Origin of the sequence: Nocardia bhagyanarayanae, assembly GCF_006716565.1 — a bacterium.
Taxonomy (GTDB): Bacteria; Actinomycetota; Actinomycetes; order Mycobacteriales; family Mycobacteriaceae; genus Nocardia; species Nocardia bhagyanarayanae.
Map to the genome: position 1 here is coordinate 4,942,022 of NZ_VFPG01000001.1, position 14,069 is coordinate 4,956,090.

Consider the following 14,069-nt stretch of genomic DNA (forward strand, 5'->3'; position numbering starts at 1 on the left):
GAGGCCTGTCAGGACCGGCAAATGGGGATCGGCCGCGGTCGCTACCGGGCAACCGCCCATCCCGCTCGCCGCGCCGGTGATGACGGCGACCTTGCCGTCCAGCAGGTTCACAGCGGCCACTGCAGGTGTTTGACTTCGAAGAATTCGCGGAATCCTTCTTCGCCGCCTTCCCGGCCGATGCCGCTGTGGCCGGGGCCGCCCCAGGGGGCGTCGGGGCGCATGCCGCCGCCACCGTTGATGGTGACGGTGCCCGAGCGCAGCCGCCGGGCGAACTCGATCGCGGCGGGCGTCGGTCCCCAGACGTTGGCGTTGAGGGCGTATTTGACGTCGTTGGCCATGCGGACGGCGTCGTCGAGGTCGGTATAGGGCATGACGACGCCGACGGGGGCGAACAGTTCTTCCTGGGCGATCTCGGCTTCGTTCGGCACACCGGTCACCAGGGTCGGCTCGAGGAAGAATCCGTCGTCGAGGCCTGCCGGTCGGCCGCCACCGACGGGGATGTCGGCGCCCGCGTCACGTGCTCGGGCGAGGAACCCTTCGACGTTGGCGCGGTGTTCACCGGTGATGAGTGGGCCGAGGACGGTGTCGGGTGCGAGCGGGTCACCGACGGTGAGGGTGCGCAGGAACGCGCCCGAACGCTCGACGTATTCGTCGAAATCAGCCTGCGGCACCAGGGTTCGTGTGGTCGCTCCGCAAGCTTGGCCGCTGTTACGGGTGAACCGCAGCGCCGAGGCGGGGACCGCGCGTTCCAGGTCGGTGCCAGGCAGCACGATGTTGGGTGACTTGCCGCCGAGCTCGAGAACCACCTTCTTCAGCGTCGGTGCGGCCAAGGTGAGGATCGTGCTGCCGACGGCGGGGGAGCCGGTGAAGGTGACCATGTCGACGTCGGCAGCGGTGACGACCTGTTCGGTGACCGCCGGTGGTCCGAACACGAAATTGACCGCACCCGCGGGGAATCCGGCTTCCGCGACCAGCCTGACGAACGCGGCGGTGAGCAGCACTGCTTTGGGCGAGGTGACCAGTACGGTGGAACAGCCCGCGGCGAGGGCGGCGCCGAGTTTGTAGGCGCTCATCATGATCGGCACGTTGTAGGCGACGATCGCGGCGACCACGCCCGCGGGTTGGCGCAGCAGCAGGCTGCTGGTGGTGATCGGGTCGTGGTCGAGCGGCATGGGCTGTTCGTAGCCGTCGCGGGGGCCCCGGATGGCGGCGTCGGCGAACCAGCGGAAGAACTTCGCGGGCAGGTCGACGTGGAGGGTGGCTCCGCTGCTGATCGGGGTACCGATCTCGGTGGCCGCGAGCCCGACCAGTTCTTCGCGGTTCTCCTCGAGCAGGTCGGCGAGGCGGTGCAGCAGGGCGCCGCGCTCGGCGGGACCGAGACGGCTCCACGCACCACCGTCGAAGGCGCGCCGGGCAGCGGTGACGGCCGCGGTCACCTGGGCGGGGCCGCTGGCGGGGGTGAGCGCCACCTGGAGTCCGGTCGCGGGGTTGATCGTGGCGATGGCGTCGCCGCCACCACCGCTCCAACGACCGTCGATGTAACTCGCGGCCGCGCCGATCACAGTTGTCATGCGTGAATCCTTTTAGGGTAGAAATCAATTCGAGAAGGGGGCGGTCATCCCGCCGGATAGCCGCCGTCGACGACGAATTCGCCGCCGGTGGCGTAGGCGGCACGGTCGGACAGCAGCCGGCACGCCATCTCCGCGATCTCCCGGGGCTGGGCGAGCCGGGCCGAGGGGATGCGCGCCATGATGGTGTCGCCGCTGCGGCGCATGGCGTCCTTCATCAGGTCGGTGTCGGTGTAGCCGGCGCAAACCGCCTTGATCCGGATGGTCGACGCGTATTCGATGGCGGCGGTCTTGGCCGATCTGCCTCGTTCCGAGGTCTGGCCGCGTCGCCTCCCGGCTGTGGCCGGTGCGGCTGGTCAGGGACGGGCATCGAGGCCGCCGCGGCCGGCGCCGACGGCGGTCTCCGAGGGCAATTCACCGAACCGTTCGCGGTACTGCTGCGCGAAGCGGCCGAGGTGGAAAAAGCCCCACTTCATCGCCGCGTCGCTCACCGAAGCCGCTCTGCCGGAAGCCAGTTCGTCACGCACCCGGTCGAGTCGCACCGATCGGACATAGGTGCTGGGCGACATGCCTACCGCGTCGCGGAACCCCAGTTGGAGCGCTCGGGCAGTGACCCCTGCGCGGGCGGCGAGTTCGGCGGTCGAGATGTCGGCGTCGGGATGAGCGTGGATGTAGGCGACCGCCTCGCGCACCCGCGCGTGTCCGATGCTCGGTGCGGAGCCGGTCAGTATCGGTGTCAGCTGGCTCGGTGCGGTGAGCAGAATCTGTGTCATCAGCGTCGACTCGAGCTCGCGGCAGGCCAGTGGCATCGTCGACACCCCGCCTTCGCGGGCAAGTTCGTCGTAGACGAACCGGGTCGAGGCCAGCAGGGCGCGGCCCGCGGGGGAAACGATGGGAAAGGTGAGGTCGAACCGGACCGGCTCGGTGTCCCGGCGGCCGAGCAGCCGAGCCGCGTGACGTTCGAACGGCATTCGGCGCAGGTTGATGTGATAGTGCGCGGCGTCGGCGCTCCAGCGGATGGACACCGGGGCGTCGTGCACGAACGCCACTCCGGCCTCACCCGCGCCGAAGGATCGGTGCGTGCCGCGTTGTGCCACCGTGCTCTGTCCCGCGACGGACAGATTCACGTGGTAGCACGTCTGCATCGGTGGTCCGTCGATGCGGGCGTCGGTGCCGTAGGCCATCCGGCCGACGGTCAGGCTTTCCGACCGCACCGCCTCGAGGGCGAAGTCGATCCCGCGACGCTCGTCGAGGACGAGCTCGTGGTGGGCGAAGGTGGCGGCCACGTGATCGTGGGCGGCTGCCGGATCTTCCGTGCGAAAGGTGCTCACGCACGCCGCGGGTGCTGACAACAACGGCAGACCCTCCTTTCAGGCGTGGTAGGTATCACATTGAATATAATATACTTTCTTTTACTCGATCGTGCTTCGTTTGGCGGACAGCGTGCCTTCGCCGAGTGGATTGTGACCCAGATCTCTCGATCCTAGCGTCGTCCTCACGGCACTCGGCCGCACAATCCATCGCCCTAGGAGGACCCGCAATGGCTGACGCACCGACACCACTCGAGGTGAACCGCGAACCTCGCGAGGGCACCTGTCCACGATGCGGCGCCGCCGAACTGCGCGCGTACCCCGTTGTCGCCGAACAGGGCTGGGTGCAGGTGGTCAAGTGCCAGCACTGCCTGCATTCCGTGACGCGGGAACCGTGGTATCGGCTCGGTCCCATCCAGCTGCTCGCAGACCTGGTCTGAGAACCGAACTACTTCAGGAGTGACCATGATCGCAGTCGATGTGGGCGGCACGTTCACCGACGTCGTCGCCTGGCGCGACGGACGGATCCACACCGCCAAGATTTCCACCGACTACGCCGAGGTCGCGGGCCCGGTTCTGCGTGGCGCCGAGGAGCTGGGCGTGGCGGACGCGGCCGTATTCAACCACGCCAGCACGCACGGCCTCAACGCCGTGATCACCCGGCAGCTGCCCAAGATCGGCTTTCTGACCACGGAGGGCCACCGCGACATCCTCGACATGGGCCGCGTCTGGCGCCCGGCCGAGGCCATTCTCGATCCGCACTGGCGGCGCAGTTTCGGCGACGCGTCCAGGCCGCTGGTGCAGCGCTACCTGCGGCGCGGCATCCACGAGCGGATCACCGCCGACGGCGGAGTACTCTTCGCACTCGACGAGGACCAGGCAAGGACCGAACTCGAGGTGCTGCGGCGGTGCGAGGTCGCCGGCGTCGCGATCTGCCTGATCAACGCCTACGTCGACCCCGTGCACGAAGTGCGGCTGCGCGAACTGGTGCGCGAGGTGCTCGGCGACGTGCCCTGCTCGATCTCGAGCGAGGTGTCGCCGCTGGCCAAGGAATACGCCCGTGCCTCCACCACGGTGATCGACACGCTGATGAAGATCATCTACTCCGATTACACCGCGGGCCTGGAGAAGGGCCTGAGCGAACTCGGTTTCGCCGGTCAGCTCAACTTCGCCGATTGCGCGGCGACCCTGGTCCCCTCGGCACAGGCGATGGAGCAGCCGTTCCGGATCGTATTCTCCGGCCCCGCTGCGGGAACCGTCGCCTGCGCGCATTTCGGCGCGCTGATCGAGGAGAACGACCTGCTGTGTGCCGACGTGGGCGGCACCTCATGTGACATCAGCGTGGTCAGCGGCGGCGAACCGTTCGTCGACACCACCTTCGAACTCGAGCACGACCTCGTGGTCAACGCCCTCGCCAACGACATCTCCAGCATCGGCGCGGGCGGCGGCAGCATCGTGTCGATCGGTGCCGCAGGCGAGATCCAGGTCGGACCCGACAGTGCGAGGGCGCAGCCCGGACCGGCCTGCTACGGCCGCGGCGGCACCCAGCCGACGACGACCGACACCTGCCTGCTGATCGGAATCCTGAACGCCGACGACTTCGCCGGCGGCGAACTGCAGCTCGACGCCGACGCCGCACGGCGGGCCTTCGAGTCCCTCGACACCGAGCTGGATCTGGCTCGTCGTGTTCGCTACGCCTACGAGATGGCGGTCAACAACATGGCCGAGGGCGTGTTCAACGTCGCCATCAAGAACGGTGTCGATCCCCGCGACTACAGCCTGGTCGCCTTCGGTGCCGCGGGTCCGATGCTGCTGCCCGCGGTGCTCGACACGGTGCAGTGCAAACAGGTGATCGTGCCACCGAACCCCGGCCTGTTCTCCGCGGTCGGATTGCTTTCCACCGACCAGGTTTTCACGGTCGACCGCAGCGCGTACCTCATGCTCACCGGGGAGGCGGCTCCCGCGATCGACGCGTTGTTCGCCGAGATGGAGGAACAGTTGCGGGCGCGCACGGGCGGCGGGTCGGTGCGGATGCTACGCAGCATGGACGCCCATCTGGCCGGACAGAGCTGGGAAACCCCGTTCGTGCCCGTGCCGAGCGGCACGATCGACGATGCCGCCGTCGCCACCATCGTGTCGGCCTTCTACGACACCTACGAGGCCCGCTCGGGCAACCGCTTCGAGATCATGCCCGTCGAAGGCGTGACGTTCCGGGTGCGCGCGGTGCTCGACACCCCCAAAGTCGAATACGCCGAACTCCCGAGCCGGTCGGCGGCAGACGGGCCTCTCACCCCGATCCGCACCGTGACCCTGCGGTACCTGGGTGACCTCGACGCGGACGGCGTCGGCGCCCAGCAGGCCCACGTCTACGACCGCACGAGCCTGCGAGCCGGCGATCTGCTCGACGGCCCCGCCGTGGTCGAGGAAGAACTGTCGACCACTCACATCGGCGCGGGGCAGCAGGCCATCGTCGGCGAGTACGGCGAAATCGTGATCCGGAGGAAGTGACATGTCCAGTCCCACCATCCCCACCGCCCCCCGGCTGCGAGACCTCTCCGACGCGCATTTCCGCGAGCGCTACGGCGCCGACCGGTTCAGCGCGACGGTGATCACCAACCGGCTGCGCTACGCCGTCGAGCACATGTCCACCGGTTTCATGCGTGAGGCGTTCTCGCCCATCATCCGCGACTGGTACGACTTCGCCTGCACCATCAGCGGTCCGGCGGACAAGGGCTATCCGATGGCCGTGGTCAGCAACAGCCTGGTCGTATTCCTGGGCACCATGGGCGACGCGGTCCGCAACGCCGTGGAGGAGTACGGTCCTGAGAACCTTCGTCCTGGTGACGTGTTGATCTGCAACGACCCGTATCGCGGTGGCAGGCACGTGAACGACGTGGCGTTCACCCGTCCGGTGTTCGTCGACGGCGAGATCGTCTCCTTCGTCACCATGTGCGCGCATCAGCTCGACATGGGCGGCACGGTGCCCGGCGGTTTCTCGGCGACCAAGAGCAATGTCTACGAGAACGGGCTGGTGATCCCGCCCATGCTGCTGTGGTCCCAGGACGAACCAGTGCGCTCCACCTTCAGCCTGATCTTCGACAACACCCGCTGGGGCGGCATGTTGCTGCCCGACTTCAAGAGCATCTTCCAGCAGTTGAAGCTGGGGGAGCGGCTGGTGCTGGAGAACATCGACAGGTACGGACTGACGGCCTACCTCGGCACGCTGGACTACGCCTGCGACACCTCCGCCGAGCGGATGCGCGACGCGATCGCGCTGGTACCCGACGGGGACTACGCCGGTTCTGCCCTGATCGATGCGGATGGCCTCGACGACACCGTCGACTACACCGTGCGGGTACTCGTGCGCAAGCGTGGCGAGGACATGGAGATCGACCTGTCCGGCACCTCGCCCCAGGCGCGGACCTGCATCAACTGCGGTGTCCTCGACGCCAAAACCGCTGTGGGCGTTGCCCTCACGATGCTCCTCGACCCGAAGGTGCCGTTCACCTCGGGTACCTGGCGCAACGTCGACATCGCGGTGCCGCCGGGGACCATCGTCTCCTCGCTGCCGCCCGACGGCGGCATCATGATGTTCTGGGAGGCCTCCGGGGCCGTCGCGTCGGCGATCTTCGACGCGCTCAATCCGGTCCTCGGTCGACACGGCATCGGTGGTGACTACGGGTCGACCAATACGCACAACGCGTCCGGTCTGCGGGCCGACGGCACTCCGTGGACCTCGGCCACCCAGTGCGGCGGCGAGCATGGACCGTGGGGCGCCACCCACGTCGGCGACGGCGACAGCTACACCGTCCTGTTCACGCTCAACAACCTCGACCCCGCGACCGAGACGATCGAACGCGATTCGCCGGTGGTGCTATTGCGCAAAGAACACGCCATCGACACCGGCGGCGCGGGCAGATTCCGCGGCGGCGCGGCCAATCTCAAGGACGCGCTGTGGCTCACCGCGGGCGCGCACTACCTGTCGCCATTCCGCACCAAACAGCCCTCGGGCGTCGGCGCCAACGGCGGACAGGCCGGGCCCACCGGGGCGATGTGGTTGTTCCCGCCGAGTGACGACGGCGCGAGCCCGGGCCTTCTCGGCACCGACCCGCAGGTCTACGCCGACAGCGTGCCCGTCGCCGGGGTGCTCGACCCCGACACCAAGGCACTGGATCCAGTCGACGGCCGATACCACTACTTCGCCGCCGAACAGGTGTGGGCGACGGGACCGAACACGATCCTGCGGTGTCTCACCAATGGTGGTGGCGGATGGGGCGATCCGTTGCAGCGTGATCCCGAACGGGTGCTCGCCGACGTCCGCAACGAGTACGTGAGCATCGCGGGCGCCGCGCGCGACTACGGGGTCGTCGTCGAGGGTGACCCGCGGCTCGACCCCGAGGGCGTGCGCATCGATCACGAAGCGACAGCGCGGCTGCGCGCCCGCCCCTGAGCTGGTTGCTGTAAGAGACAGGAGAAAACTGATGAAGGGGATCGTGTTCCCGGGAGACGGGACGACGGTGCTGAAGGATTTCCCCGAACCCGAGCCGGGCTACGGCGAGGTAGTGGTGAAGATCCGCGCCTCGGGGATGTGTGGTTCGGACCTGCATTTCTACCACGGGTCTTTCGATTTCGACCACGGGGTGATCCAGGGTCACGAACCGTGCGGTGAGGTGTACGCGGTCGGCGACGGTGTCGACCCGGCCCGCTTCGCGGTCGGTGACCGCGTGATGATCCACCACTACTTCGGCTGCAACACCTGTCGTCGTTGTCGTGCGGGCTGGCCGCAGATGTGTGAGACGGCGCCGGGCAAGACCATGGCGGTGCACGTCAACGGCGGTCACACGTCATTCGCCATGGTGCCGGTGGCGGCGCTGCTGCCGATGCCCGAGGGGCTGTCGTTCAAGGCGGGCGCGGCCATCGGGTGCGGCACCGGGACGGCGTGGGGCGCGATCAAGCGTGTCGGTAGCGTCTCGGACACGACCACGGTGGTCTTCGGGCAAGGGCCGGTGGGACTTTCGGCGACGATGTTCGCCGCGTCGATGGGCGCCCGGGTGATCGCCGTCGACGTCGATGACCGCAGGCTCGCCGAGAGCGAACGGTTCGGTGCCGACATCGTCGTCAATTCCCGCGAGCAGTCCGTGGCCGACGTCGTTGCCGAACACACCGGCGGCCGGATGGCCGAAGTCGTGCTGGAGACGTCGGGACGGGCCGGTGACGACGCCCTCGTCGTTCTCGGCACCTTCGGCAGGGCCGTGTTCATCGGGCTGCCCGGTCACGTCCAATTCACGACCCAGGCCGTCTACAAGAACCAGTGGACGCTGATGACGTCCTGGACCATGTCGACGATCGAGCAGGCGCGATGCGCCGATTACGTTATCGCGCACGAGCTTCCGGTCGACAGCCTGTATTCGCACACCTGGACCATCGAGCAGGCCGAGGAAGCCTACCGGTGGTTCGACAAGCAGGACGCGGGCAAGGGCGTCTTCCTGTTCGACTGACCGCCGCCTTTGTTGACTCGGAGAGAACCATGACCACCAGTGCCACCCATTCCGTGCCCGCCTTCGTCGGGAACGCAAAGCACAACCTCATCGGCGGGCGCTGGGTGCCCGCCGCCTCGGGCGAGACCATCGACGTCGTCAATCCCGCCACAGGCGGCACCCTCGGCAGCATCGCCGCGGGTGGCGCCGCCGACGTGGACGCCGCCGTCGCGGCCGCGCGCGCCGCCTTCGAGGGCGAATGGAGCCGCTGGACACCGCACCAGCGCCGCTCGCTGATCCTGCGCGTCCACGACCTGGTCCTCGAGAACTTCGAGGAACTCGCCACCATCGAGACCCTGGACATGGGCGCCCCGCTGACCCGGACCCGCGGCCTGCGGGAGTGGACCTCACAGGTGCTGCAATTCTTCGCCTCGCAGGTCGACGCGGGCACGGCAGCCACCCCGCCGAACTCGCTGCCCGGAGATTTCCTGACCCTGCGCTATCGCGAACCCGTCGGCGTGGTCGGCGGGATCATCCCCTGGAACGGCCCGCTCATCGGCCTGTGGTGGATCTTCGGCCCGGCCCTGGCGACCGGTTGCACGGCCGTGCTCAAGCCGGCCGAGGACGCGTCGCTGTCGGTGCTGCGGGTGGCCGAATTGCTCACCGAGGCCGGTGTTCCCGACGGTGTCGTCAATGTGGTCACCGGTTACGGCAAGGACGCCGGTGCGGCACTGGCCGAGCATCCCGGCGTGGACCGGATCGCGTTCACCGGCTCGGTGGGTACCGCCCAGACCATCGTGCGCGCCTCGGCCGGGAACATGAAACGGCTGCAGCTCGAACTCGGTGGCAAGTCGCCCGACATCGTCTTCGCCGACGCCGATCTGGACCTAGCGGTGCCGGGCGCGGCGATGGGCGTGTACACCAACAGCGGCCAGGTATGCGTGGCCGGCACGCGGATCTTCGTCCAGCGCTCGATCCACGACGAATTCGTCTCACGCATGGCCGAATTCACCAAGACGATCCGCGTGGGCGACGGCCTCGACCCGAATAGCCAGCTGGGCCCGCTGATCTCACAACGCCAGCTCGACCGGGTGCTGAACTACATCGACATCGGCTCCGGCGAGGCCGAACTGGTAAGCGGCGGTAAGCGGCTCGACGGCGACCGCGCATCGGGCTTCTTCGTCGAACCCACCGTCTTCGCCTCCGCCACGAACGAGATGACCATCGCGAAGGAGGAGATCTTCGGCCCCGTGGCGACGGTGATCCCGTTCGACGATATGGAAGAGGCACTGCGCCTGGCCAACGCGACCCCCTACGGGCTGGCCGGCGGTGTCTGGACCAGGGATCTCGGCACCGCGCACAAGGTTTCGCGCGGTATCAACGCAGGCACGGTCTGGGTCAACTGCTACGGCATCCTCGACCCGTCGGTCGGCTTCGGCGGAACGAAGATGAGCGGCTACGGGTGGAAGGGCGGCCGCGAACACGTGGAGAGCTACCTCTACCCGAAGGCCGTCTACATGAACCTGGGCTGAGCCGCCCAGCGAGAATGGCCGGGAGACAACGTCGTCTCCCGGCCATTCTCGTGTTCATCGAGGATCAGCGAGTCACGCGCAGACGTTCACGATCCCGGAGCGGGTCGGCGAGGAACAGCGCCGCCACCGCGGCGACGGCGCCGACCACACCGAGGCATTGAAAGGCCGCCGTATAGCCGTCGACCTTGCTCGCCGATGCGTCGACCACGATCCCCATCGACCATGGACCGATGATGCCGCCGATCGCCTGCAGCGCGAAGAACGCGCCGATCACCCCGGCGGTCTGGCGCGGCGGGCACGTCGCGATCACCGCGGCATTGAGCAGCGGGAAGATCGCCACCACCAGGCCGTAGGCCACCGACACCGCGATCACCGCCAGCAATGGCGATCCGAGCAGGGGCAGGCTCAGCAGCAGCACGCCCGCCACCATGACACCGACGCACGGCACGACCACCCGCACCAGCCGGGTCGACAGTCCACGACTCACCCCGCGGTCGCTGAGCCACGAACCACCGACGAGAGTGGCGATCCCGACGAAGCTCGGCGCGGCGAACAGTGTGCCCGACTCCAGTCGCGAGTATCCGAGCCCCTGTTCGAAATACGAAGGCAGCCAGGTCAACACAACCGACATCAGCGCGTACGCGGTGATCGCGACGACGACCGCCGAAACGAATGTCTTCGACGTGAGCAGCCGCAGCCACGGCACCGCTGGTTCCGTCGTGGCGTCCTCGGGTACGGCATGCTTGCCACCCACCTGGTACGGACCAGGCCGCCAGGTCAGCAGCCACGGAACGCACCACAGCGCGGTCGCCGCCGCGAGCACGATGATCGCCGTACGCCACCCGTACTCGGCGACGATCAGCGCCAGCAGCGGGACGACGGCCATCTTGGCCAGCATGCTGCCTGTCAGGATGAGCCCGCTGGGTAGTCCCCGCTTGTTCGGCGGATGCCACGAGTACGCCGCGGTGTGCAGCAGCGCCGAGGTCGGCCCCTCCGTGAAACCGAGCAGCATCCGGCTCGCCAACAGCACGGCGAAGGTCGCCCACACCACCAACGGCAGCATGACCAGCCCCCACAGCACCGCGATGAGCGCGATCGACCAGCGCAGGGCCAGGAGCTTGTTGATCGGCCCCGCGAGGAATCCGCCGACGGTGAACGCGAGGAAGAACAGGCTTCCAGTGAACCCGATCTGGGACGCGCTGAGATTCAGATCCTCACGCAGCGGTTGCGCGATGAGGCCGAACACCGCCTTGTCGGACGCGTTCAGGAGGTAGAGCACCACCAGCATCCCGGTCAGGCCCCACCCCGTTATTCCTGGACCCGTCCACGGCGGCGGCGCGGACGCAGAGGTCTGTTCTTGCGCGAGTTGGGTCACAATCTTGTCCTTCGATGTTGTGGCGGAGATCTCTCCAAGCCCTGAATGTGTAACGCATCATATATTATGTAGTAACAAGTTGTGATAGTTGACTAACGCTCGGCTCGAGACCGAGGGTGCCGTTCAAAAATTGGGACAGCGCGCGCACCAGGCGGTACGACACGGCCGACATGGTTATCAGTCGCGCCCTGGCGCCCGAGCGGCTCGATTGATCTTCGAGGCGATCACCGAACGCCTGGAGAAGTAGGGAGAGCGGGCCGTCGGCCAGCTGGTAGTGGAGTGGGCGACCCATGACAGGGTCGCCCACCGACGCCTACTTCTGGGCGGGGAAGGGTGCGTTGATCGTGTCCTGATACTGGATGACCGCCGCGATCGCCACCGGGGCACCGACCAAGATCGCACCGGTCAGCACGCCGATCGGGGCCAAGGCCGCGGCGCCGATGAGGCACCCCGCCAGCGGGCCCGCACCGAACAGCAGGGCCAGCGGTCCGGTGGCGACACCGGCGGTCACACCGCCGAGTAGACAGCCGATCGTGCCCGCACCGACCGCGCCGACCATGGCGCCGACGGCCGCGCCCATGGAGATGGTCGAGGTCATGCGGGACCAGGCGGCTTGTTCGCGGTCGTACGGGGTCTTCCACGGCGCCTGGTCCTGGTGCGGCAGCGCGACGGGCCGGTAATAGGCACGGGAGGGGTTGATCACGGGGGTCAGGCGGGCGGTGTCGCCGGTGATGTCGACGTCGATCGGAAAGGCGATGTCGTCGACATTGAACTCGAGCGGCACGCCGGCCAGAATCTCGCCGCGGTTGGACCGGATCTGGAACTGGCCGTTGTCCACGATGAGCGTGCCGTGCTCGATCTCGATGACGGCCGCGGTCCCGTCCTGATAGGCGGTGTAGTTCACGCCGGGGGCGATGTCGACGCTCAGCGGGTCGGCGGCGGCCACGGTCGAGGTCAGCACCACGGTGCTGAACGCAGCGGCGCAGGCGCTGGCGAGGCGGGCGGATTTCATTGTGCTCCTTGTTATTCAGTGTGAGGTGTCCACACTCTGGGGTGATTCACGTCGTAGTCCCCGGTATCGCGCAGTGTCGTGACGCACGGCGCCAGGACGAGGATCGCGGAGAGAAGGACTCCGAACGCGCCGACGCCGAACCGCGGGCGCCGACGGCGTGCTATCGCGCCGGCCACCGACAGTTGTCGAGGTAACTGCCCGCAGCGCCAGGGTTGACGCCGGTCGGCGTGATGGCCTGCATCAAGATCGAGACCCGATCCTCAAGCAGGATGCATAATATATTTGCTCAGCGAGAATTCGGGGAGCGTTTCGGGGAACTTGGTTCGCGACAGGGTTGCTCGTGGCCTGTGGACCTCGGCGGCCCCGATGCCGTCGCTCTGAAGCGGGCAGGGCTGCGGGGGACCCAGTGCGAGTAGGGCCCGAGTGGTGCCCGATGTGCGCGGGTGCGGCGCGTGCATCAGCCGTTTCGCCGAAACCGACGTGACGCGTCACGGACTTCGATACAGTGCTTTATATATAATATGGGCCGCTTCTAGGCTGCCAACTGAAGAAGACGGAGACCAGCGTGGATTTCAACCATCGCGTCATTCCTCCCGAGATCGCCTCGGCAGTGCGACCGGAATCGCTTCGCCACCTGCCCGGTGCTTGCTCGCGTGGAGGCAGGTCATGACGCTTCGTCCGAAAGCGGCGCTGGTCGCGTTGGCCGCAGTCCTGGTTGCCACGGTGGGTTGTGGCTCGACACAGCATGGCGTCACGCTGCTGGTGGCGGACAGTTTCTCCAGCGGACATCCTGTCGGCAAGGGTGGGTCGGGTCCGTTCCTCGCGTATTTGCGTGAGCACGGTCCGGCGGTCGGCTTGCACATCAACTACTTCGGCGCGGGGCAGCTGGGCAAGCCGCAGGAGATGCTGACGCTGATCAGAACCCGCGCGGTGGACATGGGATTCGTCCTGCCCGCGTATCTGGCCGATGAACTCCCCCTGACCGGCGTGGCCGATCTGCCCGGCTTGACCGGGGATTCGTGCGCCACGATCCAGGTAATCGACCCGCTGGTGAAGCCCGGCGGGATGATCTACGACAAGGAAATCGAGAAGCGCGGCGTGGTGCCGCTGTGGGGCGCCGCGGTGTCCGGGATCGAGGTTTTCACCACCGACCGCTCCGCCGCCCGGCCCGAGGATCTCGCCGGCCTACTGGTGCGTTCTCCCGGTGGTGTGGGCGATCGGGTGGCGAAGGGACTCGGTGTCGCACCGGTGTCGCTGCCGGTCGGTGAGATGTACGAGGCGCTTTCGCGCGGAACGATCGACGGCGCGCTGCTGCCTCGATACGCCGTGCTCTCCTACAGCTTCCAGGAGGTGCTCAGGTACGGCAGTCTGGGGGCGAATCTCGGCGCCAGCAGCATTTGGTTCAGCATGAACTCCGACGCCTGGGCCGAGCTCGACGACGCGCAGCGCCGTGTCGTGCAGGAGGCCGCCGAGGTGGCGCGCGCGGGCGCATGCGCCTCGATCGCCGTCGCGGACGCGAAAGCGGTCGACGGGATGCGGGCCGCCGGAATCCAATTCGATGAGGTGAGTCCGGAGACGCGGTCGCGATGGGACGCGGCACTCGCCGGTGTCCGCGCCGAATGGGTTCGGGATCTGGAATCGGCGGGCCTGGACGCCCGCGAAGTCCTCGACGCGATCGAAGCACGGATCGACGAGGCGGCCGAATGAGCACCACGATTGTTCACCCGTTCCGCCACGGCACCGCCCAACGCACCATGTTCGGCTATCGCACCGACGAACACCCGAAGTTGGACCG

The 14,069-nt window shown here is 67.5% G+C and carries 10 protein-coding genes and 1 pseudogene; 6 read left to right on the forward strand and 5 right to left on the reverse strand.

Annotation, left to right across the window (positions count from 1 at the left end):
• Window positions 1–107: 107 nt before the first annotated feature.
• The 3 genes and pseudogenes from FB390_RS21350 to FB390_RS21360 all read right to left on the reverse strand — a co-directional run bounded on the left by FB390_RS21350 (window position 108) and on the right by FB390_RS21360 (window position 2,923).
• Window positions 108–1,571 (reverse strand): aldehyde dehydrogenase family protein, encoded by a 1,464-nt coding sequence (locus FB390_RS21350; protein WP_141810529.1) that lies wholly within the window; start codon window positions 1,569–1,571, stop codon window positions 108–110.
• A gap of 44 nt (window positions 1,572–1,615) precedes the next feature.
• Window positions 1,616–1,855, reverse strand: a pseudogene (locus FB390_RS21355) (SDR family oxidoreductase); the annotation flags it as partial.
• Between the two features lie 69 nt (window positions 1,856–1,924).
• Entirely contained in the window at window positions 1,925–2,923 is a 999-nt protein-coding gene (locus FB390_RS21360; RefSeq protein ID WP_246124142.1) for an AraC family transcriptional regulator, read from the reverse strand.
• Between the two features lie 185 nt (window positions 2,924–3,108).
• Here FB390_RS21360 and FB390_RS21365 point away from each other — a divergent pair, with 185 nt between their 5' ends.
• The 5 genes from FB390_RS21365 to FB390_RS21385 are packed head-to-tail and all read left to right on the forward strand — an operon-like array spanning window position 3,109 to window position 9,887.
• The gene (locus FB390_RS21365) at window positions 3,109–3,318 is read left to right on the forward strand and encodes a hypothetical protein (RefSeq protein WP_141810532.1); all 210 of its coding nucleotides are present in this window, start codon (window positions 3,109–3,111) and stop codon (window positions 3,316–3,318) included.
• Window positions 3,319–3,343: 25 nt separating this feature from the next.
• Entirely contained in the window at window positions 3,344–5,386 is a 2,043-nt protein-coding gene (locus tag FB390_RS21370; RefSeq protein ID WP_141810533.1) for a hydantoinase/oxoprolinase family protein, read from the forward strand.
• Window position 5,387: 1 nt separating this feature from the next.
• Window positions 5,388–7,328, forward strand: a complete 1,941-nt coding sequence (locus FB390_RS21375; RefSeq protein ID WP_141810534.1) for a hydantoinase B/oxoprolinase family protein — start codon at window positions 5,388–5,390, stop codon at window positions 7,326–7,328.
• Window positions 7,329–7,359: 31 nt separating this feature from the next.
• Window positions 7,360–8,376 carry an alcohol dehydrogenase catalytic domain-containing protein gene (locus FB390_RS21380; protein WP_141810535.1) on the forward strand — a complete coding sequence of 339 codons (1,017 nt, stop codon included), beginning with the start codon at window positions 7,360–7,362 and terminating at the stop codon, window positions 8,374–8,376.
• 29 nt (window positions 8,377–8,405) lie between these two features.
• On the forward strand, window positions 8,406–9,887 hold the full coding sequence (locus FB390_RS21385; RefSeq protein WP_141810536.1) for an aldehyde dehydrogenase family protein: 1,482 nt from the start codon (window positions 8,406–8,408) through the stop codon (window positions 9,885–9,887).
• A 64-nt stretch (window positions 9,888–9,951) separates the two neighbouring features.
• Here FB390_RS21385 and FB390_RS21390 read toward each other — a convergent pair whose 3' ends face one another.
• Window positions 9,952–11,262: an MFS transporter gene (locus tag FB390_RS21390; RefSeq protein WP_246124143.1), complete on the reverse strand. Its 1,311-nt coding sequence runs from the start codon at window positions 11,260–11,262 to the stop codon at window positions 9,952–9,954.
• 313 nt (window positions 11,263–11,575) lie between these two features.
• Entirely contained in the window at window positions 11,576–12,274 is a 699-nt protein-coding gene (locus tag FB390_RS21395; RefSeq protein WP_141810537.1) for a DUF8020 domain-containing protein, read from the reverse strand.
• A 666-nt stretch (window positions 12,275–12,940) separates the two neighbouring features.
• On the opposite strand from FB390_RS21395, the gene dctP reads away from it, so the two are divergent.
• Complete coding sequence (gene dctP / locus FB390_RS21400; RefSeq protein ID WP_141810538.1) at window positions 12,941–13,981, forward strand: TRAP transporter substrate-binding protein DctP; 1,041 nt, start codon at window positions 12,941–12,943, stop codon at window positions 13,979–13,981.
• Window positions 13,982–14,069: the final 88 nt, after the last annotated feature.

Coding starts and splice junctions, on each gene's coding strand:
- FB390_RS21380 (WP_141810535.1), top strand. CDS start 7,360: ATGAAGGGGATCGTGTTCCCGGGAGACGGGACGACGGTGCTGAAGGAT.
- FB390_RS21385 (WP_141810536.1), top strand. CDS start 8,406: ATGACCACCAGTGCCACCCATTCCGTGCCCGCCTTCGTCGGGAACGCA.
- FB390_RS21370 (WP_141810533.1), top strand. CDS start 3,344: ATGATCGCAGTCGATGTGGGCGGCACGTTCACCGACGTCGTCGCCTGG.
- FB390_RS21375 (WP_141810534.1), top strand. CDS start 5,388: ATGTCCAGTCCCACCATCCCCACCGCCCCCCGGCTGCGAGACCTCTCC.
- FB390_RS21350 (WP_141810529.1), bottom strand. CDS start 1,571: ATGACAACTGTGATCGGCGCGGCCGCGAGTTACATCGACGGTCGTTGG.
- dctP (WP_141810538.1), top strand. CDS start 12,941: ATGACGCTTCGTCCGAAAGCGGCGCTGGTCGCGTTGGCCGCAGTCCTG.
- FB390_RS21395 (WP_141810537.1), bottom strand. CDS start 12,274: ATGAAATCCGCCCGCCTCGCCAGCGCCTGCGCCGCTGCGTTCAGCACC.
- FB390_RS21365 (WP_141810532.1), top strand. CDS start 3,109: ATGGCTGACGCACCGACACCACTCGAGGTGAACCGCGAACCTCGCGAG.